The sequence below is a fragment of the Collinsella tanakaei genome (genome assembly GCF_030373545.1).
Taxonomy (GTDB): Bacteria; Actinomycetota; Coriobacteriia; order Coriobacteriales; family Coriobacteriaceae; genus Collinsella; species Collinsella tanakaei_C.
The window spans coordinates 114536-139375 of sequence record NZ_JAUDCO010000005.1 but is presented as its reverse complement, the minus strand read 5'-3'; the positions used below and the strand labels follow the sequence as shown (position 1 = coordinate 139375).

The following is a 24840-nucleotide window of genomic DNA, read 5'->3' as shown; positions in this document are numbered from 1 at the left end:
TCTCCAATTTTCAAAGAACTTGAATCTATCTCTCCTGATGTTCGCTGAATGCGCACCAACTCAACTAGGGACTCCGAAGACCCAGGAGCGCATTCGATGAGTCTCCAGGCAAGCCAAAGACCTCGCGCAATAGCCTGTGTTTGGCACCCACGCCAATACTATCATTCTCATGTAGATATTGATTTACCAGTACCTTAATCAAAATGAGCTCTATTTGATGATTTGCCCTGCGCTCTCGACCAGCCAGTTTGACCGCAAGATCGACGAAACTTTCAGACTCACCAATAGCGAGCAGGGCAAACAACTCGCCCAAGCAGCATCCGAACGATTCGTCCTCGATACCAAATAGATAATCCACGGTTGCCCGACCATCAGCGGCATGCGAGACAACAGAGCCCATGAAGCCGTATATTATACTTATCGAAACAGCAGAGACAAATCTACGGGACCGCGTCATTGCATCCGAACGACTCTTTATTCCGTCCGATATAGATTTATTGATGCCACTGACCAATCCATCAAATCGATCATCTATATCCGTAATTGCGAGAGCGGCAGCACCCTGAGGAATCTGAAAAACGGCTTTCCTGATTTCCCTCTTCGCCTCCCCCGGCATCCGCGCAAAATGCTTGACCAAGTATCCAGCTGCCAATTCGGCATACTTCACCGCCATGAGCGCGCGCACAATTGGTATCTTCAGCTCCCTAAGGTCGTTGTCGTAGTAATCAGCGTACTCAATGCTCCCAATCCTCGCGTTCCCATCATCCTCGATGCAATCCTCGAACAGGGCTACCTTCTGCGATCTCTCCCTGTTCATCATGGAAACCTTTAATCCAAGGAGCGGTTGCAGGGATAGATGCTTTCCGGGATCGAGCAAATCCTGTGGCGCCCCATCCCCCACAATACGCCGTGCACGTTCAATAAGCCTCGTCGGAAAATCAGAACTCAGCCTAAGATGGGCAAGGAATACGATTATTTCCCGATTTACTGGGAAACAGATTTCATCCAGCAGTCGATCGATTTGACCATCAGTATCAGGCTCGCCCAAATCGAGGGCGTCATCGATGCGCTTAGCAACGAAGTACGCGTGCATGTACAGGCTCGAGAACATATAGCTGCTACCGTCCTCGAGAAGCGTCAGGATTCTTGCCTCCTTGGCCGCTTCGATGACATCGCGGGGCACGATATTGACTTCGTGCGATTCCGCATAGGAGACTATCGCAGCACTCAACTCATTGACATCCATCACGGACCTTCGACCGCGATGCATCCGCAGCGCAACGTCCTGAAGCGCCGCAATCGCAGCGTCAATAGTTTGAGCGTCCCAACGCTTTTTGCTGCTAGATTTTGCCTTCCTGCCCATCTCCTCGCGAATATTGGCATCAAAGATATATTTGAAGGGAAGCTCCTCCTGCGAGAGCATCTCAATCCGATGCGCCAAGAAATAGTTCACGTATTGCGTCACAAAAGCAGGAGTAAGCATAAAAAGTCCAGCGTGAGCGCTGACGGCCCTGTCCACGGCCTTAATCATCCTCTTTGTATCCTTACCATCGAGCCCAGCGGCGTGACAGAGCCTCGTCACTAACGGCTCGCGTACCTGCTTGGTGCATGCGCAAAGTCGGACCCTTCCGCATGCCACGTATTCGCTCGCATCACCTTCCAGCAAAGCTCGCACGACCGTATCGTTATCATCAGGCACCGTGATGACAACCTTGCCAAACGATTCGAGCATCTCCAATACAAGTCGTTCAGGATTGTTTTGTTTTTGCTTTTTTATCCTATGGAAATCGTCCGCGATTATAATCCGCTTCTCCCTGGGCGCCTGCCGAAACGCTGCGACTGTCGTTGGCTCCTCGCCATATTGTTCTGCCACCAAGGCGGTGAGAGTCGTCTTAAATGCATGAGTTGAATTGTTCGGATGAATCAGCACGGGGATGAGACCACGACGCGTACATTCGATATAGATGTCCTTCGCAAGGCAGCTCTTTCCCGACCCGGCAGGACCAGCAACCTCCACGAAATCCCACTCTTCAAGATAGGAGAAGAAGTCCTCTGCAGACTGTATCTCAACGGACCGGCTCGCTGCCAGGCCGTCACCCTCCGGTAATAACAGTCCCTCGCTCCTGAGCCTCGGAAACGAGAACGACTCATTAAAGAAATCTCCTCTTTCCATATCGTTGGAAAGACCTTCTAGATACTCCTCCTTTGGCCTCGGAACCTGTGTCTTTAGCCTAGCGTTCAAACTCCCGCTCAAACGCTTATTAAAGCTCCGAGAGGAGGAGTCCCACTGGAACCTGGTTTCGTCGACCGGGTATTTCCCATTTTTCAAACGGCCCACATTGAGCACAGTGAACGTGCATTCCCCCTCCTCACCAAGCGAAAACGTACCGCCTTTGAACATGGGCAGTTTGTTCCCAGAAAGTCCGCACTCAACAATCGTATCGCCACGGTGCTCGTGGCCGAACAAAAGCAAATCAGTGGATTTTGATGCTTCGGCAATAAACTCAAGTCTTGGTGCGTCATCGAGCCACTCTGGTCCGTGGTGCGCAACTACGACGGACAGTTCCAAGGGAGAGTCCTTCCTCAGTGATGAAAACGCGCTTTGTGAAAGGATATGAATACCCTTGTCAAAAGTCCTAGTTGAGAAGGGGGCGGTATTCAGGCAACAAAAGCGGACTCCAGAAAAGCCGGATTCAGTCGGAAGAGAGAATCTGACGGCCAGAGCGCCCCTATCCTCCCAGTCCATATCCATACAGCAGGCAAAGCAGAAGAAGCTATCCATCTTCGAGAGCTGCTCCTCCCACCCTGCCGCCCCCCGCTTTGTAGGAATGGACTCAGGAGGATTGTCAACGTCGTGATTCCCAGGGACTATGACTAGCTCAACGCTGCCCTTATATTGACCTCCGATGGTATCGCGGAGACATGAGAAGAGTTTTGCCGCCTCATCGTATTCTGCTGCAGCGCCAGAAAATGCGATATCCCCAGAGACGACGATGAATAATAGCCCACTATCGACCGCTGTCATCGCGGCTTCAACAGCGTGTACTATTCTTTGCTCGTAACTGTTGGGCAGCTGATCGGAAATGTGGAAATCAGTAATATGTAATATGCTGAAAACCGACTTCAAGCGTCCCTCCTCCCTTGCGGGCAAATGCTTCTACAAACCCCTACAGCCTAGCGAGGTAATACTCCCGATACCACTTGGCAAAGGCGCGGAGGCCATCCTCGAGCTTTGTAGCAGGCTTGTATCCAAAATCTCGCTGAAGTACTGAGCAGTCAGCGTATGTCTCCACCACATCGCCCGGCTGCATGGGAACGAGCTCCTTATGGGCGTCAAAGTTATAGTCCTCCGGAAGAATGCCCTCCTCCACGAGCACATGCTGAAGCGTATCAACGAACTCGAGAAGCTGCACCGGCTCTGAATTGCCGATGTTATAGACCTTGTACCTCGCGCCCGTACCGCAATCCTCAGGAGCGCGGTCCATGACGCGCGCGACGCCCTCGACGATATCGTCTATGTAGGTAAAGTCGCGCCGACAATCGCCCATGTTGTAGATCTGGATTGTTCCTCCCGCACGAAGCGTGTTGGCAAACTTGAAATAAGCCATGTCAGGACGGCCCATAGGGCCGTAAACCGTGAAGAAGCGCAAACCCGTACAAGGTATGCCGTAGAGCTTGGAGTATGCATGGGCCATGAGCTCGTTAGCCTTCTTAGTAGCAGCGTACAACGACACGGGGTGGTCTACCTGATCTGCCTCCGAAAACGGAACCTTCTCGTTGCCACCGTAGACCGAAGAAGACGAGGCAAAAACAAGATGCTTCACCGGATGGTGGCGGCATGCTTCGAGAATGTTGTAGAAGCCGATGAGATTGGAGTCGATGTACGCCTTGGGGTTGTCGATCGAGTAGCGCACGCCCGCCTGAGCGGCAAGATTTACAACAACATCAAACTCGTTCTCCGCAAAGAGGCGCTCGACGAGAGCAGCATCAGTAAGGTCGCCTCGAACAAATTTGAAATGTCCACACGCATCAGCCTCACCGAGCATATGCAACCGATTCTCTTTGATATCGGGGTCATAGTAAGCATTCAAGTTATCAAGCCCAACAACGCAAACGCCTTCGCAAGCTAGTTTTTGTGACAGAAACGCTCCGATGAAACCCGCAGCCCCAGTCACAAGGACGTTCTTATACATGGCTTCCCTTCAACAATTCATTATTGATCCATTGCATTAGTATTGAACTTCGACCTGCAAAAACGCGGGCCGATGGCTTATCGACAGAAAAACGAAGAAGTCGATTTATCCGTCGCGCAAACTGATTACCGAGATTCATACTCACTCCAACTTGAGTGTCCGTTTCGCATCGGATTATTTCGGACTAAAACCCGTGGCTTTTCGAGAACGACTGTCGAATTAGGAGGCACGTCCTCGCACACAACGCAGTTAGCACCAATTCTGCATCCGTCTCCAACAGTAATGCCGCCGATAACCCTTGCTCCTGAACCAATCACGCAGTTATCGCCTATACGAGGCGCACCGGGATGACGGCTTCCATTCGTCGTTACGGAACCGATGGTTACATCCTGAAAAATAACGCACCTCCCTCCAACTGAGGCACCGGAAGAAATAAAGACACCGTGAAACCCATGCGGCGCTGTAAACGGAGAGATAGACACAGACAAAGGAATGCTGCAACAGGGATATTTATTTAAAACCCATCTCATTCGCACGCGTGCGGAAAGCCTCGCTATCAAGCCACTTCCGGATGCCAAAAGAACCTCCCGGGCATCAAAATACATTGCAACAGCTTCCTCATCGTTCATATATATCTCCCACAAAGCCTAGGTTGCGCAGGACAAAAGCCGTTATAGCCTACCCAGTACGTTTTTTTTCAAGAAAGCCCTTCCCTCCGGAAAAAGCAGGGTCACCAAAACGTAAACAATGACGCAAGCGATAATCGCCATCGAATTGAAGAGCCAAGAACCACCCGCCCACGCAACAAACAAAAGACCGACAGCACCCATTATGAACGACCCAATCAAAGGAGTGCGAACGCCCAAGAGAATCCGGCTGAATCGAATATCTGCAATACGCCCCACCATGATTTGATCAACCAATACGCCCACAAACCTAACCGCAGAATTAGCAACGACCAATTGGTTAAAACCAGCGGATGCAGAAACATATAAGGTCGGAACCATGGCGCACATATAAACGCACTGGCACAGCAGAGACGTCCTAGGCTTGCCAACAGCGCGAAATACTTCGCTGCAATAATGCCCGAACACCACCATAATACCTGTAGACAGCCCCCAACATCCAAGCATGAGGGCTGCATCATGCCATTGGCTACCAAGCAGCAAGTCGATTAAGAAATCTCTGAAACAGTATATTCCGAAACCGAGAGGGAGAACGAACATGGCAACGTTAAACTGGAAGCGATAAAAGAACGATCGAAACTCCTCCATAGAATCCTGAAGCCGCGACAGCGATGAAAAAAGCACAGGTGTCGTGGCGTTCGTAATCAAATTAAAAGCCGAATTGACAAGCGTCATAGGCTGTCGATATAGCCCTAAATGGTAAGCGTCTAGCAAGTTTCCAACGACAAATGTACCAGCCCAAGAGGTCGCCCAAATTGCTATCGCTTCAAGCAGCGACCATCCACTGAAAGCAAACATCTCCTGCAAGAGAGCACGGGAGTAATATGAGCGAGGCTTCCAGGGTGACAAAGCGGTTAATGCAAGCGCAGTAACAACATTACCCGCAATCGTACCGCAGATGAGCGACCAAAACCCAGCGCCCGCTAGAGCGAGTGGCACGGTAACGATAAACGGCACCAACGCCGTCGCCACACGAACAGGCATGATGGTCTTGAAATCAAGCCGACGACGATATAGCGCAAGTTGTATGCTAGAGAACGAAGTGAGCGGAAGAGATGCACATGCCACTGCTATAGGAAAACCAAGACCCGGACTCCCCACAAGAGCGGCGATTTCATCGCGAAACAAAGCGAAACCCGCCCACAAACCGAAAGAAATACCGATGTTAGTCCAAAAAGCCACATCAGCGCTATGGTATAGATCATCATTGTTTTCAAATTCGTGTTGGACTAGATATTTCTGAAAACCGGAATCAGAGAACATGTCAGCAAAGCTCGTTACCATGGTGACGGTGGCAACCATACCGAATGCCTCGGGCGCAAGAATGCGTGCGAGGACAAGCTGCGTTATCGGCGAAACTACTTTAACAAGAACTTCAGTGGCAATAGACCACTTGGCAGCCGATGCTGCGCGACGATTTAAGCTGTTCGGCATTTCCCTCCCCTTCGTGATGCAGACATGCCTTTGAGAGAAAGCATCTCCCCAACGTACCGATTCCACTCCTTAGGATTAAATGGCATAAAGCCGAAACAAGGATGAAGCGTCATCTCAGAAAACTGCGGCTTGCCTTCGACGTCATAGAAATCAACCCGTACAAACGGTATGCCCTCAGATATGCTGCGCGCAAAATCGATCATTTTCTCAAAGCTTGCAGGCTTTTCCGGAAGCTCATCGATGCGGGGTGATCATCACGAGCAAACGGAACAAATTCCCAATCGAGAGTTAGGAAGCTAATGCGAGCAGCGTCGTGATTCTCAAGTCCCTGGGAGACGTACAGGAAGCGAAACTCCCCGTTAAAACAATGAAACTTGTAGTCTATAAGCTCTGTAGAAGCAGCCTGTCTTTCGAGCTCATGCGCCCAGATTACCCAAGAACTATTCACGAGAAGCAAGCCCCCGAGGAAGCTCAATCCAAGAGCCGAGCGTCGTATCCCATACCCGCGGATCGAACTCTTCAAAACCGGAACCGGGGTAGAACGTCAGCTCACCAAAGTATAGGCTGCCCGCAATTTCATAGAAGTCAACACGAACAAACGGAATCGCCTGTGCCAGACGCTCGGAAAGCAAGACCATCTCCTTGAATTTCTCTGGAACAGAGGGCGGTACTTCAGCGTTTGGATAATGCCGCGTAAACGGCAGATGCTTCCACTCAAGATCAAAGAAATCCACCCGAAGATCATTATCGCTGCGGCCTGTACACGTAAATACGCAGCGGGCCTTGCCGTCAAAACACATAAACTTATAATCAGTCAACCCCGATGCGCCAGAGTCGAGGTACTCCTCTGCAAAAATGCAAGGTTTCACCGCTTTATACGGCCACTCCCGCCCCTCCCAGAAATAATTCCGCTTTAGATGATGGGCTAATTTCGCTTTTGCTGCATCCATATCGAAAGTTGTCCGATCGCGGCAGATTACAATTCCACCGCAATCATGGTTAGTTTTTAGTACAAACTTCTCAGGTAACTGGTCGAAGTTGATATCATCAACTTGATCCCAACGAGCATACGTTTTAGTTACGTACTCAGAGCCGATTCGCTCGGCAACCCACTCCTTTACCGCATACTTATCAACAAGCACGTTATAAAGGGGATTTCGATCGTGGACTTTAAGCCACTGAAGCTTTTCATTAAAGCCAATTGGGTTATTCCAATTTAGTTTCTGCCCGAGAAGGGCATGATACTTGATGGATAGGTGAATCTTATCTGGAACCAGATGGCATAGCCCTCGCCTAGAAAGCGCCAGGTAAACTCGCTCTAATAACGTCATGGTATCCGCCCGTCAATAGCCCATTGCATGTCTGATGCAGTCTTTCCAACTTTGCGTGACAGCGGACTTCGAAAAGCGATTGGGCAGATTCTTCGCCTGCTCGCCCATGGTCTTCCGCAGCGTCGCATCATCAATCAGTTCGATACAACAGTTGACGAACGCCTCCTGATCATTCCGATCAATTAGGAACCCATTGACTCGATTATCGACAATCTCATGTAACCCCTTATGGCATTCAAACGCGACACAAGGAAGACCAACGGCCATTGCCTCGCAAAGCGCATTCGGAAAACCTTCATACTTTGAAGTCATAAGGTAAATATCCGAATCTGCAAGCACGTCGTACGGTGCCTTAGTTGGACCGTGGAGAACGACTGCATCATCTATAGCCTTTTTCTTAATCAGATCGACAAGCTTCCGCTCAGTAGAGCCGCCAAGTGATCCATCCCCATAAATATGGAGCTCTGTTTCCCGCCTAAGGGAATGAACCCTCTGGAACAAATCAACCATCGACTCAAAATTCTTCTGTGGAACGATTCGCCCTAATGAGATAAAGCGAATCTTTCTCGATGACTCTTTAGGTTCATAGCTTTTTGTACGCGTTGGCGTGTTGATGTAATTTGGGGTTACGCAACACTTTTTCTTGAACAGAGAGCCGTATATTTCCCCGTAGTGCTTGAATTGGACGCTAACACTATCCGACCTGCAATATCCTATAAAACGCATTATGTTCGCAGAAAGACGGAGAGGTTCACGTTTCGGATCATTCCTTTCGCAAGCAATCAGTCTCCATGGCGCGCCGATAGACGCCATGCCGGCAAAGGCAACAAGCTGGCCAAGAAAACAAATAACTAGTTCTGGTCGATACTCTTGAAGAGACTTTCTGAGCTTATCCACCTGAATCTTGGTTCTTCGAAGCTTCCCGAAACCAGAGACACTCAGATTTACAATACCGCATGTCACATTTGGCATACTGTATCGTTTATCCATCGTATGCTGCGATGTAAACAACAGGGTTACTTCATTACCTTCCTTTGCAAGCTCCCCCGCTAATAGCTGGGCTATATTTCCTGCCCCTCCTGTTGGGGCATCAACTAACACTATTATCCTCATATCATGCTCCATATGAATCTCACCGCAGCCTATCTCCGTGCTGCCGCAACGCTCACACCCGGCTGCTCGCAATCATCGTAAAAGAAAAGCGAAAGAAGGAAGTATGCTACAAAGGTGATGGTTTGGTTGCTCCCAGAAAACAGGACTGCAGAAATAATGAGTATCGCTAATATCGGATTTGAACGTTTGGGGCAGCGCCTAGCCATAACGATCAGCATCCCATAATAGGAGATGGTATACAGAGCACCTTCTTGATACAGGCTGGAGACCAAATTGCTGTCCGCACCAATGGTTGTGACATTCCCTACGCCAAATAGCAGAAGAAGCGGCTCATGGAACAGCATTTCCCCAAGATTTATGAACGGAACGGTCGTTCGAGATAAAAAAGAAAAGTTTTGTTCAGCATTGAGGGGCTGGAAGAGGCGCTGGAATATTCCCGTCCTTACATCAAAGAATGCAAAAACAAAGAGCAGAATCATTGCTCCCAGACAGCTGAACAGCGCTATGTATCGCCAATCCCGTTGCTCCCAATAGTCCGTGAGACAAAAGCATTCGACAACGAACCATAATACGATGCCCGTTCTTGTAAGGCTCATCACATGGAAAACAAGCAATAGGACTGATAGATAGTGCTTATATCTAAAATCAGTTAGATATAAAAGATACTGAACAAGAGCTAGATAGATGGAAAAATAGAACGGACTGACAAATAGCCCGGTCACTCTCTGACCGATCGAAACATATTCAGATGAGGTAGAAAAGAAAACCGCCTTGCTGCTTTCCAGACTTGTAATGAAGAATCCCGAGAATTGAAGCGCCCCGTTAATCAGATGGAAGGGCAGCGTAAATAACGTAGCTAAGCAAACAGCACGCAACATATTTGCCCTATCGAAAACAACTGATCCCGCAGCCACTAGTACTAAAAGATCAACATTTCTAGAAACATAATTGACTAGATTGCTTGGATGCAGCAATACCCCCTGATTTCCCATTCCCTGAGCACCAAACTCTACATAGCTTCCCTCGATAAGCCGTTCGGGATACAGGCTATGGACAACTGATAGGACGACGGCGAAAGATAGGAATAGGATCAGGAACGCAGGCATCTTCGCCTGTCGCATCCCCCTTCGAGTCAGACAGATCGCCAGGCAAATTGCTATCACGATCTTTAGCCCCAGTAACACAGGTGCTAACAACTCAAATGGAACGGGAAACGGATTGTATATCCGGTCGAAATAATCGCAATAGTCTCCAAACAATAGGTTAAGGAAAACAAAGACTGGAACCACCTTGAGCAGTAATCGCTGCATGATGTCCGTATTTCCCGTACCGCCAAACTCAAAACTCTCAACCGATGCAAGCCGACTGGCGGATGCCCCACTTGAGCACTCCTTAAATGGCATTGTCATTTCCCCCTACGCCGAAAGACCGTAGTTGTTGGGCGCGATTGCAAATCGTCTAAGCTATGCTTGCAGCCCTCTCATATAAAGCCTCATATGTTCTCGCAACGGTTTTAACATCATATGTTTGAACCAGTTCAAGTGAGCGGTTTGACATTTCCCTCCAAACTTGATCGCTTTGCAGCACTGTCTCCATGGCGTGTTTTAGCTCATCAACACTTCCACGCTTGATCAGAATACCGTTGCCGTCAATGAGTTCAGGAATACCCCCGACATCGGTAGCAACTACGGGCAAACCAGCAGCCATTGCCTCAAGTACAGACATCGGCAGGCCTTCGTAGTTGCTTGGCAGGACGAAACTCTTTGCCCTGTGCAAGAGTTCGGAAATGTCGTCCCTCCAGCCAAGAAAAACAACGTTGTCTGTTATTCCAGATTCAGCAGACTGCGCCTTTATCGTATCGAGAAGAGACCCCGTTCCAACAAGAGCAAGCCTGAGATCTGAATGGGGCTGCTCATGCACGATTTTAGAAAACGCTGAAAGCAGCACACGATGATTTTTTTCTTCCTCAAACCTCGCAACACAAATATAGTCATAGACGCGTTCACGAAGGGGCGTTGGACATTCCATGCGAAACGCATCAATATCAACAGGATTTACAATCACCTCTACTTCATTAGCTGGAATCTTATAAAAGGAGGAAATAAGTTCACGATTTAGCTCGCTGATGGCAACCGGCAGCGCCTTGGCAGATCTGTACAAAAACGCCATAACATGTCTTCGAAGCGTTGACTTGGCTTCGAACGCTGGCTCCGCATGAATCGTATGTAGCATCGGAACGTTATGCGCTAGTATCCAAGGGGCGCAATACATGCAAGCGTTCAGATGAGTATGAACTACATCTGGTTTAAACGCCGACAGCTCCCGCCAAAGCCTCAAAAAATGCCTCAGCGAAAAACCAAGTCTTTTACGAATAAAGGTGATTGGAACTCCGTGGCGAAGAACTGCCTGCTCCATATTATTATTTAGCGGGTCACCAAATATACAAAACGCTCTTACTTCAAAACGTGACAAATCAAGGTGGGAAACAAGTTCTGAAACCATACGCTCCGCACCGCCGTTTCCGAAATACATCAGAACGATGGCCACCCTGATTCGATTGTGTGCTGGTAAAACGCTATTACATTCAGGTAAGCAATGCGCTGCGGAACCGTCGTTATACTGTGCATCCATATTTGCGTACTTTCTTTATATCATGCGATTCTCGGCTCGTTCTACAGCTTATATACGCTATTGCCCTCGCCCATGACATTTCGAGGATCGATAAGGATCCGATTGCCAAAAAGCTCCGGCTTTCCCTTCACCTGCGAATGGCCAACCATCACGATGACCATCTCCAGCCCCTCAAGAAACTCCTCCATGGAGTGAACCTGATTCGGGGCCACATCGGCCTCGACCCACGGATCATAGACCTTCATCTGGGCACCGCCCAAATGCTCTGCCTGGGCTTCGAGCATCTGCAGAGTCGGAGATTCGCGAACGTCGTCGACGTCCTCCTTGTACGTGAGACCGTAGATGCCCACCTTAACGGTATCGGTAATGCCGTGCTCCTTCATCGCCCCATAAGCCCGCTGCAGTACATACTCGGGCATCGAGAAGTTTGTCTGAAGAGCAAGGCGGATGAAGTTCGCCGTCTCGGGATAATCACCCACCAAGAACCATGGATCGACAGGAATGCAGTGTCCACCGACACCAGGCCCGGGCTGCAGGATGTTCACACGCGGATGCTTATTCGCGATGCGGATGACCTCGTAAACATCCATACCGCCGATGCGACAAACTTTCGCAAGCTCGTTCGCAAAGGCGATATTCACGGCACGAAACGTATTCTCGACAACCTTGGTCATCTCAGCCGTACGAATATCGGTAACCGAAATCTCTCCCTCGCAGAAGCTTGCATAAAGCGAGGCAACGCGCTTCCCCACTTCGGCATCATCGGCACCAATGGTGCGATTGTTATGCACCAACTCGTAAACCATGTTGCCAGGAATGATGCGCTCGGGAGCATGAACGAGCGCGATATCCTGACGTCCCGCCTCTTCAAGCAAAGGCCTCACAAAGCGGTCGATCGTATTCGGCGAAATCGTCGACTCAACGACGAGCGTTGCGTCTTGAGGAGCAATGTCGAGCACGGTCTTGCATGCTGCAACCACGTAGGAGGGATCGATCTTCTTATCAATCTTGTCGTAAGGTGTCGGAACGCTCACGATATAGGTGTCACAGACCTGGTACTCGCTGGTAAAGACAATGCCGGCTTCCACCGCCGAAGCAAATAACTCGTCAAGACCGTCCTCTTTGAACGTCGTCTTACCAGCATTGAGCGTGGCGACGAGTTCCTTGTTATAGTCGGTACCGACCACCTCCACACCATGGGACGCCATCATGAGCGCGGTGGGGAGACCGATATAACCAAGACCGATTACGTTAACCATCAATACTCCAAACTATCGCAAAGCTAATCTAGGATCGTGATGTCGTCACAGCATTCAACAGCTTCCGCATGCTTAGTCCGCAAGAGTACTTACGATGTCATCGATGTACTTTTCGATATAAAACCGTTCAGCAGACCTCAGCGAGGCGTATTTCATGCCCATAAGCATTTGCCTATCGGAATCAAACTTGCGGATTGCAGAAGCAAATGATTCGGCTGAGATGTCGGTAAGAACAAATCCCGTCTCGCCATCTTGAACGAGCTCACCGTTGAAACACCTATCAGACGCGATTGTCGGCACGCCTGCCATTTTCGTTTCCACGAGAACGCCTGGGACTCCCTCGTTAGGACATAGCGAAGGGAATAGATGGATGTCGTACTGAGAAAGCTCCGCGATGGCATAACCTTCGACGGAGTCAAAAACCCCGTGATAATGCACGTTATCAAGCTCATCGCAACACTTCAGGAAGCCATCTTCGATTGCAGGGTCGATTCTCCCGTACATATGGAAATCGACGCTGGGCAGCATGCTCGCAACATCGAGAATCAGCGGGGCACCTTTTTCCTCACTGATAAGAGAGAAGTAGACACAGGAAAGCCTGCCTTGATGACCACCGATGACAATATCTGCCTCTCGGCGCTTCCTACAATTTGGAAAAACGCGTACATTGAGCAGCCCCATGGCTTCGTAGTTGCGCTTCATGCCTTCCGTCTCTACATAAACTGCCTTATAGTTCGAAAGCGCATGAGCATAACGTGGATCATCCAAGCTTGACCCGCCCATTACGAACACGACAGACCGACGCATTTTGCCACGATTAGTCCGGTTAAGAGCCATCGTGATTCGACGGCGCCACGAATCAGATGTACCGATAACAAGACCCCCTGAAGGGCTTGCCATCTCTTTTATGAAACGAGAAAGATCGACGAGCCGAAAGCGCTTCACCATCGAAAGATCGACTCTTGTAATCCCCATCCTGGAAGAAATGCTGTCAAATAAGAGGGAATTTTTCACGGTAACGCCTCCATATGGCGGAGGGAAGCTACCAATGTACGCCAACCTATTCATCAAGCTGCCCGATCTCAAGCCTTGATGTAACGGTTCCAAACGCGGCAACCTTGAAAACCTGCGCACTGTTTAGAACTCCAAATTCTGGTGAATAGAGGTATTCATCCGTCGACAGGTCACCATCAGTTGAAAGGGCAACGGTGTTGATGCCCGGAAAGAGGTGGAACAGGACAGTAACGGCGTCTTTCCCATCGCTGAGCAGAGCGTCCGATATCGTAACCACGTCTTCTTTTAGAGATATGCTCCTGCGTATACTCTTGCCATCATGAAGAACCATCTCGCCAATCAAGCAATTGTCTGAGAGCCGCCTAGCGCTCGAATGTCGGTATGCCGTTCCCACCCGATGCTCTCCCCAGCACTCCATCTGCTCTTCACCGTCAACCACCACAGTGTTATGCGCAGCGGTCGAGCGAAAGTAAGGGCGCAGCTCGCTTTGGTACGCATAGGTACCCGAGTTGACAATCACCGGTTCGCCTTTGTAGGAAAGCTCAAAGGATAGGCAGTCGCAGTGTGCATGGCCAAGCATGTAACTCGGACCCGGCTCCCCCGCGTCAAACATCACGGCAATATCGCCATCGTACAGCTTGTAGTAGCCCGCATTAGGAAAGGCAGTTATTGAATCATCTGCATTCATCCCAAGGAGACGTTTGCAAGCAACGACAAGCTGACCGCAGGTCTTCGCAACGCCATCTGCCGCGTCGTTGAAAAACGGGGTTTTCCCCATCCCCTTTTCCAAAGATGCCATGGCATTGAGCATTGCCTGGACCTTTGGCAAAAAGATCTTCGGTAGCGGGTACCCAGTCTGTTTCGCAGTAAGCCAAACGCGCAGCATGCCCTCAAGTACGAGCTTGTGGTACATAAGGCTTCGCTCGAAGTGAACCCCATCTGGAAGAATCTGCTCGTCGAGTTGACGCTCAAAACCACGCATAACGCGTCGATACACATCTTGCTCATCGAATGCCGCCGCACAGATGAGCAACGTTTTAAGATTCTCCCAGTAATGGTTAGCGCGAAGATGCGTCTCCTGATTGATTAGTAGATGCCTGTACTGAACATACATGCTCTTTGTAAGGGCATCCATAAAGGCATCGTCTTCGCTCAGCGCAGAACCGAACAAATCGATGCAGATCAGCCAGTTTACAAGGCGAAGCGAAATAGTATACGGATGCCACGCATCCCCATCGGCATAAGGACATGCGTGCAGCCAGGACCGCACAAGCCTCTTAAAGCACTCGAGATACTTAGCATCGCCGGCACGCCGCCAAGCAGCGGCGAGGGCAACACAATACTCAAAGTAGTGAAGGTTGAAGTTCCAGAGATGCGATGCATCGGAAACGTTCCAGACCTCGAGGTCAACATGATGACGCTCATTGATCAGTAGGAATTCATCTCGCAGCAGAGCGTCGACATCGAAACGGGACACATATCCCTCTTCGAGATCGAGCTGCGGAACAGCAATATCCAAATGCCGAAAAGCACCTATCCGTTTAACAACATCCTTGGATACGCGGCGGCGCCTGCGAAGACGCGCGATTACCATGCTCGGCTTCATGCGCCGGATGGTACGAGCATATAAGAGTAAGGACGCTCTCATGCCATACCCTTTTCGACCATATGCGGAGTAACGCGCTCAGAAGTTTCCGAAAACAGCATTTCGATAGCATCCGCAAAAGAAATGGCAGCAGCCTGTCGGGAGTAACGATCGCGAACCACCAACTCGGAATGAAGTCTCTCTTCCCGAGTCCACTCACAGGAAACAACATCCGAGAAAGCCTGTGCAATTGCGTCAAGGTTCTCCGGTGCCGCAGCAAAGCCCAACTCACAATCGTTAAGCACGTCAACAGAATCCCCCGCCGCTGCAAGCACAACTGGACAACCGCAACCCAATGCTTCATATAGCTTCGTGGGAATGCTATCCACCATATCCGAGTTCTTAAGCGACACGAACGCGCAACGCGCATGGCGCAATAGCGTTTTTGCACCCCGGTCGTCGACACGACCGCATAGGCACACGTTAGTCAAACCTTTCTTGCCTATACGGTCACGAAGAAGCTGCTCTTCTGCGCCGCTTCCAAACAACAGGAAGCGAATGTGCGGAAAACGAGAAGCCATGTCGAGAAGTGAGGATAAGCCCTGCGCAAGTCCAAGATTTCCGATATAGACACATGGCGGATCTTGATCGAGCTCATACTGCGCAACCAGCTCTTCTCGCTCAGCAAGATCGAGAAAATCGAGATCGAGCCCGTTTTGAGCAAGAACGACCTTGTCAGCACTTGCTGTCGGAAGCAACGATTTGATCGCTGCAACCTTAGTGGGAGTGACAGTCGTAATCAAGCTTGCAGCTTTATATGCCCTATCCGCAATGGCGCGGAACACTTTTCCGTAAATGCTCCCTTCCGTGAAACTACCCATCTGATATGCAACTTCAGGCCAAATGTCGCGAACATCAAAAACTAAACGAGCATGCGCTTTGCGAGCGATGGTCATTCCACTGAGCGCAAGCAGCAGCGGTGGCGATGTGACTACAACGACGTCAAATCGACCAAGCGTCGCAGCAATGCGAAGCGAGCCGTTCTTTTCGCTCAAGTTATTACGCAAACGGTTGATAACCGTTTTCTTCCCCATGCGAAAAGCGGGATACAGATGCAAATACGACGGAAGCTCGGAGTATTCCTTCGCATTATCGAGACTGGTCTCTGAAGCAAGGACATGTACATCATACCCGCGCTTCAACAGTTCTTTGGCCATGACCCCCATGCGCTTCGCGCATGCGTCGAGCGCAGGAGGAAAATGCTCGCAAACGATCAGAACACGCTGAGGAACCTGGCCAGAACCAGGCAAAGGTCTGCCGAACAATTTTCCGTGCCCCTGAGGATACAACCTCATGAGCACTGGCTCGAACAGTTCCAGCTTCCAAACAAGCCATAGCGCCACAACAAAATCGGCGGCGACGCATGCAAGTCTAAGAGCAAACCCGGAATTCGCGATTAGCACTCCGGTAAACGCGAAGATAGAGCTCACAGCATAGATGGTAAGCACCACGTGCTTTTGATCATACCCCAACTTCAGTAGGCTGTGATGAATATGCCCCGCATCCGGAGTGTCAAATGAGACATGGCCGCGCAGGCGCCTGATAATCGCCGCAAGGGTGTCCAACACGGGAACACCGGCGATGATAATCGGGACGGCGATAGAAGTAATGGTTGAGACTTTCATCGTTCCCACAAGGGATGCAAGGCCAAGGGCAAATCCCAAGAACAGCGAACCGGAATCGCCCATAAACGTTTTGGCGGGATGAAAGTTCCAGCGAAGGAAACCGAGCGTCGAACCTGCAAGGCCTGCACAAATGAGGGCAGAAGCCAAATTGCCGGTCTGCCACGACACGCCAATTAGGCCCAACGAGGCAATGCAGACGATTCCAGCAGAAAGGCCGTCGAGGCCGTCAATGAGATTGATGATGTTGCAGAACGCAACCAAGTAGACAACCGTTGCCGGCCATGACAAGGCGCCCATCTCAAAAACCACCTGGCCGCCGTACGACCGAATATCATCCACAAGGGCACCCGATGCCGCCGCAATGATGGCTGCAATCACCTGAAAGGCAAGCTTGACTTTGGGATTGAGCTGCCTGGTGTCATCGATGCATCCCGCGACGAAGACAACGACCAAAGAAAGGAAAAGTCCGACAAGAGAAATCTTATTGCTTACCCCGAACGACTGTTTTCCCATCAAAAGAAAGGCTATGCAGAGGGGAATCATAACCCCCAGAAAAATAGCCACGCCGCCCATACGTGGAGTCGGATTTTCATGGATATGCCTGCCGCCAGGAGCATCAACCGCGCCGACTTTAAGCGCCAGCTTCATACTCAATGGAGTGCAAAACAAGGCGATGAGGCATGCTACGATAGCAACAAGCGCAACGACAACCCAATTACTCACGACAGCCGTCCTTCGTGTTTTTCAACAGTTTCAATCCCCCGACCAGCAAGTCCCCTACGACTTGCTTACAATCTCCAACCCCACCTTTACGACTTTGGTGCGGCCAAACATATGCATCTCAAGCCAAGCCAGACGCTTGTGGCGATCTACCTTGACGATCTTTGCCTCCTGGCCCTTCAGTGGGCCCTTGGTCACCTTGACCTCGTCGCCTTCGATCACACCCTCGGAGAACTCCACCGTGTGGGTCTCCGCGTTGGTGAGCGCCAGCAGCCAGGCAACCTCCTCGCGCGTAAGCGGCACATACTGCTCGTCGTGCCCGCCGACCACGCGAACAAAAAAGGGCAACTCGCCCAAACGCTGGGCGATGCCCTCGATATTCGGCGTACTCACAAACACATATCCCGGAAAGAGCCGGCGCACCTCGCGGCACCACGTACCCTGCTCACGCCTCATAGACTCGTACAGCGGGACGAAGCACTCGCCCACCATGTCGCCCATCAACCTTTGCAGCAGCTCGCACGCCGCGCGCTCGCGCCCACCGGGCACCTGCAGTACGTACATGTTCACGCGAGCATCGGTCCTTGGCTCATGCTGCGGACGAGGCGCTCAGGGCTCGGCTTTATCGTGCACGTCGGAGGTCTTGCCATCGGGTCGGCGCGGCGCGGGTGACGCCTACCGCCGGGTCGGAACACGCAAAAGCCCAGACGCGCCCGTGCGCATCTGGCCCTGTGTACGGAAAATCGTGCGGCCTCGTTGCCAAGGCCGCACGCCCGACCGCTTAACCTCCGACGGCATAGCCAACGCGCGCTCAGCGACGATTGCCCGTCCGTTCGGATATGTGCATCCTGTTCAGGCGCTTTTTAGCGTCTCAACAGGATGTTTCGTATGCTGCGGCAAGCGTGTGCCCGCATGACGAAACGCATCAACACTATATCATCTTAAGGTTGACGTAAGGTTGGGCATACAGGGGTCGCGCGCACCCGAAAAGCGCCGGGTGTCCTTAATCCACCGTCTTTTATCTGCATGTATTCCAAGCAGGAAAAAGATTCGTAAAGGTATTCCAAGACGCCCTCCCCCCGCATCACAAATAAGACACGTTTGTAAGGAGGAAGTAAGGGCCGGTTTGTCCCTGTTGGTAATACTTCCAATGCGCTATCGCCGCGGACCAACGAAAATGAGCGTCCAACGCTCTCCTGCCAGCGTCATCCCCCGGAACTCACCTACACCGTGAGGAACATCATCCCGATGATGAGCACGAAGCCGGCGATGTCGGTCGGGGCAAAGGCGGTGCCCAACATGAGCGCGCTCGTGATGGTTGCCGACACGGGCTCCACCGTGCCGATGAGGCCGGCGCGCATGCTGCCGATGTCCTTGACGCCCTGCATGTACAGCAGGTAGGCCAAAAACGAACCGAGCAGCACGAAGACGGCAAGGGTCTCGATACCCGCCATGTCCAGTGCAGGCGCGTTGTTCCACGGCTGCACGAAAATCGACGTCACGATGCCCGAGAGGAACATGGCCGAACCCGTCACGATCGTCGAGCCGTACACCGGCAGGATCTTGACAGGCAGAATGGTGATAAGCGCCGCACCCAGGGCGGTGAGCAGGCCCATCGCCAGGCCCATAGGCGGAATGGACAGCTTGGTAAGGTCGCCGCCCGTCGAGATGAGCACCGTGCCTGCAAATGCCATGAGCAGGCCGGCAATTTCGCGCTTGCGCGGACGACGGTGCCCGCTCACGCAGGCGTACCCCATGATGAACACGAGCTGCAGGCACTGCAGGACCGTCGCGGTGCCCGCGTTGGTCAGGCGCACCGCGCTGAGATAGAAAAACTGGTTGGCCAGCAGTCCGAAAAACGTAAACACCAGCTGGATGCGGCGATGCTCGCGCGTGGTCCACAGCTGGACGAAGCGCTTGCGGTCAAACAGCAGGATGATGATCATGAACAGCCCGCCCGCGAGCAGCTGACGCACGCTCATGAGCCACATGGTGTCGACGTGGTACACGTCAAACAGGGCGCTGGCCGCCGTGCCCGAGAAGCCCCAGAACGCGCCACCGAGCAGCGCTGCCAACGCGCCGATCAGCAGCCTGCGCGTCGCCTGGTTGTTCAGGCGGTCGCGCCACGCGCGGCGCTTGGCGCGGCTGGTGGCGTCGGCGCCGTGCGGCACGTTCTCGCGCATGATCTTGGCCATGTCCTCGGACATATATCCCCCTGGTGCGTCGTGATTCCGCCGACTACCTTAGCGCATACTTTTTGCTGGTTGTAGCGTGTTTTTGCATAAAAGCAAAGTCACTGCGGCAAGCCGGAGCACGCCCTTGGCAAACGGCGGTGCACGCGCGGACTTGTAGGCGAATCATGGACGGGGCGGGGCTCGGGGCGGAGGCGATGCGGGGCTTCGCGCGCGTCGCGGACGGTCTGTGGGCGCGGCAAATGGACCGCTCCGCTCGTCCCTGACCCCCTCAGCTCACGAAGTGAGTGCTTCGCTTCGGAATTCCGGAGTAGAGCCGTATGCTCGATGCACAGAACCCCAGGTACAGAAATTGCTACCACCAAGATATACAAAGCACTTCCGATTTCTAGCACACACTTCGCGAGGCAGCACGATCCGGGGCGCGACAGACGGGCCCTTCCGCCCTCCCCCGCATCCCCCATCGCGCGCGGCAAACACCCGGCAAGCGTCCCGTTTTCGCCCGACGGTGTCGACTCCGCGCCGCCCCGAGGGGTATAACCTTGTGCATGCACTGTTTCGGAAAGGACCCCTATGAGCGAATCCGCCTCCCCATCCGTCGCATCCTCCGCGCGCGAGCGCGCCGCCGAGCGCCTTGTTCCCGGCGCGAACCTGCACGGTTTTGACCTTACCCGCAGCGAGGACGTTCCCGAGCTCGACGCCGACGCCTACGTGATGCATCACGCCGCGTCCGGCGCGCGTCTGCTCTACCTGGCCTGCGAGGACGAGAACAAGGCCTTTGCGATCGGCTTCAAGACCCCACCGGTCGACGACACGGGCGTGTTCCACATCCTGGAGCACTCGGTGCTCAACGGCTCGCTGAAGTTCCCGGTCAAAGAGCCGTTCGTCGACCTGATCAAGACCTCCATGCAGACGTTTTTGAACGCCATGACCTACCCGGACAAGACCGTCTACCCCGTGGCGTCCACCAATGAGCAGGACCTGCTCAACCTCATGGACGTGTACATGGACGCGGTGCTCAACCCCGCCATCTACCTCAAGCGTGCCATCTTTGAGCAGGAAGGATGGCACATGGAGCTCGACGAGGAGGCAGCCGACGGCTACGCGGCCGACGGCAACGCGAACGCCGCCGCGGGCTCCGGTCTGCGCTACAACGGCGTCGTGTTCAACGAGATGAAAGGCGCGCTGTCCGACCCCATGGACGTGCTTGACAACGCCATGGGCCGCGCGCTGTTCCCCGACACCGCGTACGCCTGCGAGTCGGGCGGCAACCCGCGTGCGATTCCCAACCTCACCTACGAGCAGTTCCTGGACACGCATGCGCGCCACTACAACCTGGCCAACAGCTACATCGTGCTCTACGGCGACATGGACGTCGACCGCGTGCTCGCGTTTCTGGACGAGCGCTACCTGTCCGACGAGGCGCGCGCGGCCGCGGCTGCCGCCAAGCGCGGGGCCGGCACGCTCGTGGAGACGCCCGGCGAGCCCAACCCGCTCGCGGCTCAGGCGCCCGTGATCTGCGACTATAAGCGCGTCGACATGGTGACGACGCCCGAGAACGCTTTGGTCGGCATGGCCTACGTGCTGGGCAGCGCCCTGGATCGCAAGCGCGTCATCGCGGCGGACATCCTGTTCGAGGCCCTGCTCGGCTCCAACGAGGCACCTGTCAAGAAGGCCATCATGGCCGCCGGCATTGGCGGCAACGTGGTGAGCTACACCGACGCGTCGTGCCTGCAGCCCTATGAGCTCATCATCCTGCAGAACGCCAAGCCCGAGGTCGCGCGCGAGTTCCGCCGCGTCATCGAGGACGAATGCCGCCGCCTGGCCGACGAGGGCATCCCCCGCGACCGCCTGGAGGCCGTGATCTCGAGCAACGAGTACGACCTGCGCCAGCGCGACTACGGCATGGCCGACGGCGTCGCCATCGCCTGCGACGCGCTCACCACCTGGCTGTACGACGACGATGCCGCCACGCTCGCGCTCAAGTACGGCCCGGTCTACGCCGAGCTGCGCGAGGAGCTCGGCGGCTCCTACTTTGAGGACCTGCTGCGCGAGCTCGTGCTTTGCAGCGAGCACCGCGCCCTGGTGGAGCTCGTGCCCCGCGAGGCCGGTGCCGACGACGATCCGAGCATCGTGCGCCTGCCCGCCGACGAGCTGCCCTCCCGCGATGAGGTGGCCGCCAACGTGGCCGCCCTGCGCGCCGTGCAGGAGGCCCCCGACACGCCCGAGGCCAAGGCGACCCTGCCGCGCCTGCACGTGTCGGACATCGGGCCGGCGCGCCCCGAGCCCGCGCTCACGCTGGACACCCTTGCGCCGCTGCCGTGCCTGAAGCACGACATCCCCACGCATCGGCTCGCCTACCTCATGGTGTACTTCGACCTGACGCACGTGAGCTACGCCGAGCTGCCCTACGTGACGGTGCTCGCCCGCCTCATGAAGCAGCTGGGCACCGCGCGCCGCTCCGCCTCCGAGCTCGACAGCTATATCGGCTCCAACCTGGGCTTTTTGGCATTTGCCCCCGAGGTCATGCCGCAGCCCGGCTGGAAGCTCGCCCACCCCGTGCTCACCGTGGCTGCCGGCGCCCTGTCCGAGAAGATCGACATGCTTGCCGCCATCCCCACCGAGGTGTGGGGCGAGACCGTCTTTGAGGACACCGACCGCATCCGCGACGTGCTCACCCAGATGCGCATCGGCATGGAGCAGGCGTTCCTGAACGCGGGACACCAGGCGGCGCTTGCCCGCTCGTGGTCGTACGTGTCGCCCGCCGGCGTGGTGAAGGAGATGCTCGGCGGCGTGGACTTCTACCGTTTCCTGCGCGACCTGCTCGAGCACTTCGACGAGCGCGCAGGCGACCTGTGCGCCAAGCTGCGCGACCTGCAGCAGCGCATCTTCACCTCCACCCGCACGGTGGCGAGCTTCACCGGATCGGACGAGGACTACGACCGCTTCTGGGCGGCCGCCGGCACGATGGGGCTTGCCGAGCGCGGCGACGCGGGCAAGGAGCTCTACGTTCCCATGCCCGAGCCCAAACGCGAGGCATTCATCATCCCCAGCGACATCTGCTTCGTGGCGAAGGCGGCCGACCCGCGCGCCTTGGGCATCTCCATGGACGGCACGTGGGGCGTCGCCTCGACCGTGCTTTCGTACGACTACCTGTGGAACGAGATCCGCGTGAAGGGCGGCGCCTACGGCTGCGGGTTCCGCGCCGTCGCCGACCGCCAGCTGAGCTTTTACACCTATCGCGACCCGGCGATCGATCCCTCGATCGAGCGGATTGCCGAGGCGGGAAGCTGGCTGAGCAGCTTTGAGCCCGACCCTCAGGATTTCGAGGGCTTCATCGTGTCGTGCGTCGCCGGCCACGATGCCCCGCTCAAGCCGTACGCGCTCACCCGTCGCCAGAACGCGGAGTTTTTCACCAAGCGTCCCGTCCACTGGCGCGAGCAGCTGCGCGCGGATATGCTCGCCGCCACGCCCGACAAGCTGCGGGCGCTTGGCGACGACATCTCGCGCGTGGCGCAGGAGGCGCCGGTCTGCGTCTTCGGCGGCCGCGAGGTCATCGATCGCAGCCGCGCCGGCCTGACTCCCGTCGACCTGCTGGCATAGCGACAAGATGGGGCCGGGTTCAAACCTGTCGCCCGACAAGATGGGGCCGGGTACAAACTTGTCGCCCGACCCCATCTGCGTTTTCCTGAAAGGCGCCCCATGAGCGAGGTTGTCACCCATACCATCGAGCCGGTGTTCGACGCATCGTCGCGCGTGCTCGTGCTGGGCACGATGCCCTCGCCCGCCTCGCGCGAGGTCGGGTTTTACTACGGGCACCCGCAAAACCGCTTCTGGCGCGTTATGGAGCGCCTGTTCGGGCTGGAAGATCACACGCTGGTGGATAACGACGCGCGCACGGCGTTTCTGCTGGAGCGGCATATCGCCCTGTGGGACGTGCTGGCCTCCTGTGCAATCGAGGGCGCGTCGGACGCGAGCATCTCCGACCCTGTGCCCAACGACCTGACGCGCATCTTGGACGCCGCGCCCATCGAGCGGGTTATCTGCACCGGGGGCACCGCGGAGCGCCTGTGCCGCCGCTTCAACGGCAAGCTTTTGCATGAACGGGGCATCGAGCTGGTCGGCCTGCCGTCTACAAGTCCTGCCAACGCGCGCATGCGTCTGGACGACCTGGTTGCGGCATATGCTCCCGCGTTTACGCCGTTGCGTCAGGCCCACCTGCTGCAACACGATAAACAGGCAATCCGCGCGGCCGCGCTGTCGGCTCGCGATGCCATCGATCCCGGCGAGCGCACGCGCCGCTCAGCAGAAATCTGCACGCAGCTGACCTGTGAACTCGGACGCCTGGCTTCTCCTGCAACCGTCGCCGTCTACGCTGCCATGCGCTCCGAGGTCAATCTGGACGAGTTTGTCCGCGCCGCTTACGGACGCGGCTGCCGTGTGGCGTTCCCCTGCATGCAACGCGCCGCCGACGGACGCCAGACCATGGTCATGCGCGCTGTCACCGAGGACGACCACCTTGCAGGCAACGTCCCGTTTATCAACCGGCCCGTCGCCTCCTTCGTACCCACAGGCCCGGATGCCCAGCGCTTCCCGTTGGTTGCCCCGCAGGATATCGACCTTGTCGCCGTGCCGCTCGTCGCCTATGACGACTCGGGCAACCGGCTTGGCTACGGCGGTGGGAACTACGACCGCTACCTGCCGCAGCTGCGTACCAATTGCATCGTTGCCGGCGTCGCCTTCGAGGCTCAACGCGTGCCCGAAGTTCCCACCGAGCCGCACGACCGCCCGCTCCTGCGCATCATCAGCGCGTAACGCCTGATTCGGGCCCCGCCACGCATCGTATCGACCCCAAGCGGGACAATTTGTTCAGATATGAAGGTTTGGGCCGCGGAAATCGGGGCGCCCAGACATGCTGAAGCGCCGACAGACTGGCGAACGCAGGCACCGGACAGATTTTATATTGTCATCACGTCACAAAACGATAGCATCCTGAA

Annotated in this window: 17 protein-coding genes; 2 read left to right on the top strand and 15 right to left on the bottom strand. The window is 54.4% G+C overall.

Annotated elements, in window-relative coordinates:
* Positions 1 to 64: 64 nt before the first annotated feature.
* The 15 genes from QUW00_RS05950 to QUW00_RS05890 form a co-directional block, all read right to left on the bottom strand.
* Positions 65 to 3127, bottom strand: coding sequence for a metallophosphoesterase (locus tag QUW00_RS05950; protein WP_289613465.1), 3063 nt, complete (start codon positions 3125 to 3127; stop codon positions 65 to 67).
* Positions 3128 to 3167: 40 nt separating this feature from the next.
* The gene (locus QUW00_RS05945; RefSeq protein WP_289613464.1) at positions 3168 to 4193 is read right to left on the bottom strand and encodes an NAD-dependent epimerase/dehydratase family protein; all 1026 of its coding nucleotides are present in this window, start codon (positions 4191 to 4193) and stop codon (positions 3168 to 3170) included.
* 125 nt (positions 4194 to 4318) lie between these two features.
* Positions 4319 to 4723 carry a serine O-acetyltransferase gene (locus QUW00_RS09380; RefSeq protein ID WP_354003412.1) on the bottom strand — a complete coding sequence of 135 codons (405 nt, stop codon included), beginning with the start codon at positions 4721 to 4723 and terminating at the stop codon, positions 4319 to 4321.
* 141 nt (positions 4724 to 4864) lie between these two features.
* A complete protein-coding gene (locus QUW00_RS05940) occupies positions 4865 to 6313 on the bottom strand; it encodes a lipopolysaccharide biosynthesis protein (RefSeq protein ID WP_289613463.1) in 1449 nt (482 codons plus the stop codon).
* The gene (locus QUW00_RS09375; RefSeq protein WP_354003411.1) at positions 6298 to 6555 is read right to left on the bottom strand and encodes an ATP-grasp fold amidoligase family protein; all 258 of its coding nucleotides are present in this window, start codon (positions 6553 to 6555) and stop codon (positions 6298 to 6300) included. Before QUW00_RS09375 ends, QUW00_RS05940 begins: the two co-directional genes overlap by 16 nt.
* 198 nt (positions 6556 to 6753) lie before the next feature.
* Positions 6754 to 7644 (bottom strand): ATP-grasp fold amidoligase family protein, encoded by an 891-nt coding sequence (locus QUW00_RS05935; RefSeq protein ID WP_289613462.1) that lies wholly within the window; start codon positions 7642 to 7644, stop codon positions 6754 to 6756.
* Positions 7645 to 7656: 12 nt separating this feature from the next.
* Entirely contained in the window at positions 7657 to 8757 is a 1101-nt protein-coding gene (locus QUW00_RS05930; RefSeq protein WP_289613461.1) for a glycosyltransferase, read from the bottom strand.
* A gap of 29 nt (positions 8758 to 8786) precedes the next feature.
* Entirely contained in the window at positions 8787 to 10160 is a 1374-nt protein-coding gene (locus tag QUW00_RS05925) for a hypothetical protein (RefSeq protein WP_289613460.1), read from the bottom strand.
* 55 nt (positions 10161 to 10215) lie between these two features.
* Positions 10216 to 11388 (bottom strand): glycosyltransferase, encoded by a 1173-nt coding sequence (locus QUW00_RS05920; protein WP_289613459.1) that lies wholly within the window; start codon positions 11386 to 11388, stop codon positions 10216 to 10218.
* Between the two features lie 41 nt (positions 11389 to 11429).
* Entirely contained in the window at positions 11430 to 12647 is a 1218-nt protein-coding gene (locus QUW00_RS05915; protein ID WP_289613458.1) for a nucleotide sugar dehydrogenase, read from the bottom strand.
* A gap of 72 nt (positions 12648 to 12719) precedes the next feature.
* Complete coding sequence (locus QUW00_RS05910; protein WP_289613457.1) at positions 12720 to 13661, bottom strand: glycosyltransferase family 4 protein; 942 nt, start codon at positions 13659 to 13661, stop codon at positions 12720 to 12722.
* A gap of 46 nt (positions 13662 to 13707) precedes the next feature.
* The gene (locus QUW00_RS05905) at positions 13708 to 15255 is read right to left on the bottom strand and encodes a heparinase II/III family protein (protein ID WP_289613456.1); all 1548 of its coding nucleotides are present in this window, start codon (positions 15253 to 15255) and stop codon (positions 13708 to 13710) included.
* Positions 15256 to 15305: 50 nt separating this feature from the next.
* Positions 15306 to 17654, bottom strand: coding sequence for a glycosyltransferase (locus QUW00_RS05900; protein WP_289613455.1), 2349 nt, complete (start codon positions 17652 to 17654; stop codon positions 15306 to 15308).
* Between the two features lie 54 nt (positions 17655 to 17708).
* Positions 17709 to 18215 carry an antiterminator LoaP gene (gene loaP / locus QUW00_RS05895; protein WP_289613525.1) on the bottom strand — a complete coding sequence of 169 codons (507 nt, stop codon included), beginning with the start codon at positions 18213 to 18215 and terminating at the stop codon, positions 17709 to 17711.
* A gap of 659 nt (positions 18216 to 18874) precedes the next feature.
* Positions 18875 to 19858: a DMT family transporter gene (locus QUW00_RS05890; protein ID WP_289613454.1), complete on the bottom strand. Its 984-nt coding sequence runs from the start codon at positions 19856 to 19858 to the stop codon at positions 18875 to 18877.
* Positions 19859 to 20416: 558 nt separating this feature from the next.
* On the opposite strand from QUW00_RS05890, the gene QUW00_RS05885 reads away from it, so the two are divergent.
* Together QUW00_RS05885 and QUW00_RS09370 are read left to right on the top strand one after the other, a co-directional pair.
* Entirely contained in the window at positions 20417 to 23446 is a 3030-nt protein-coding gene (locus QUW00_RS05885; protein WP_289613453.1) for an insulinase family protein, read from the top strand.
* A 99-nt stretch (positions 23447 to 23545) separates the two neighbouring features.
* Positions 23546 to 24658, top strand: coding sequence for a 5-formyltetrahydrofolate cyclo-ligase (locus tag QUW00_RS09370; protein ID WP_354003407.1), 1113 nt, complete (start codon positions 23546 to 23548; stop codon positions 24656 to 24658).
* The last annotated feature ends 182 nt before the right edge of the window (positions 24659 to 24840 follow it).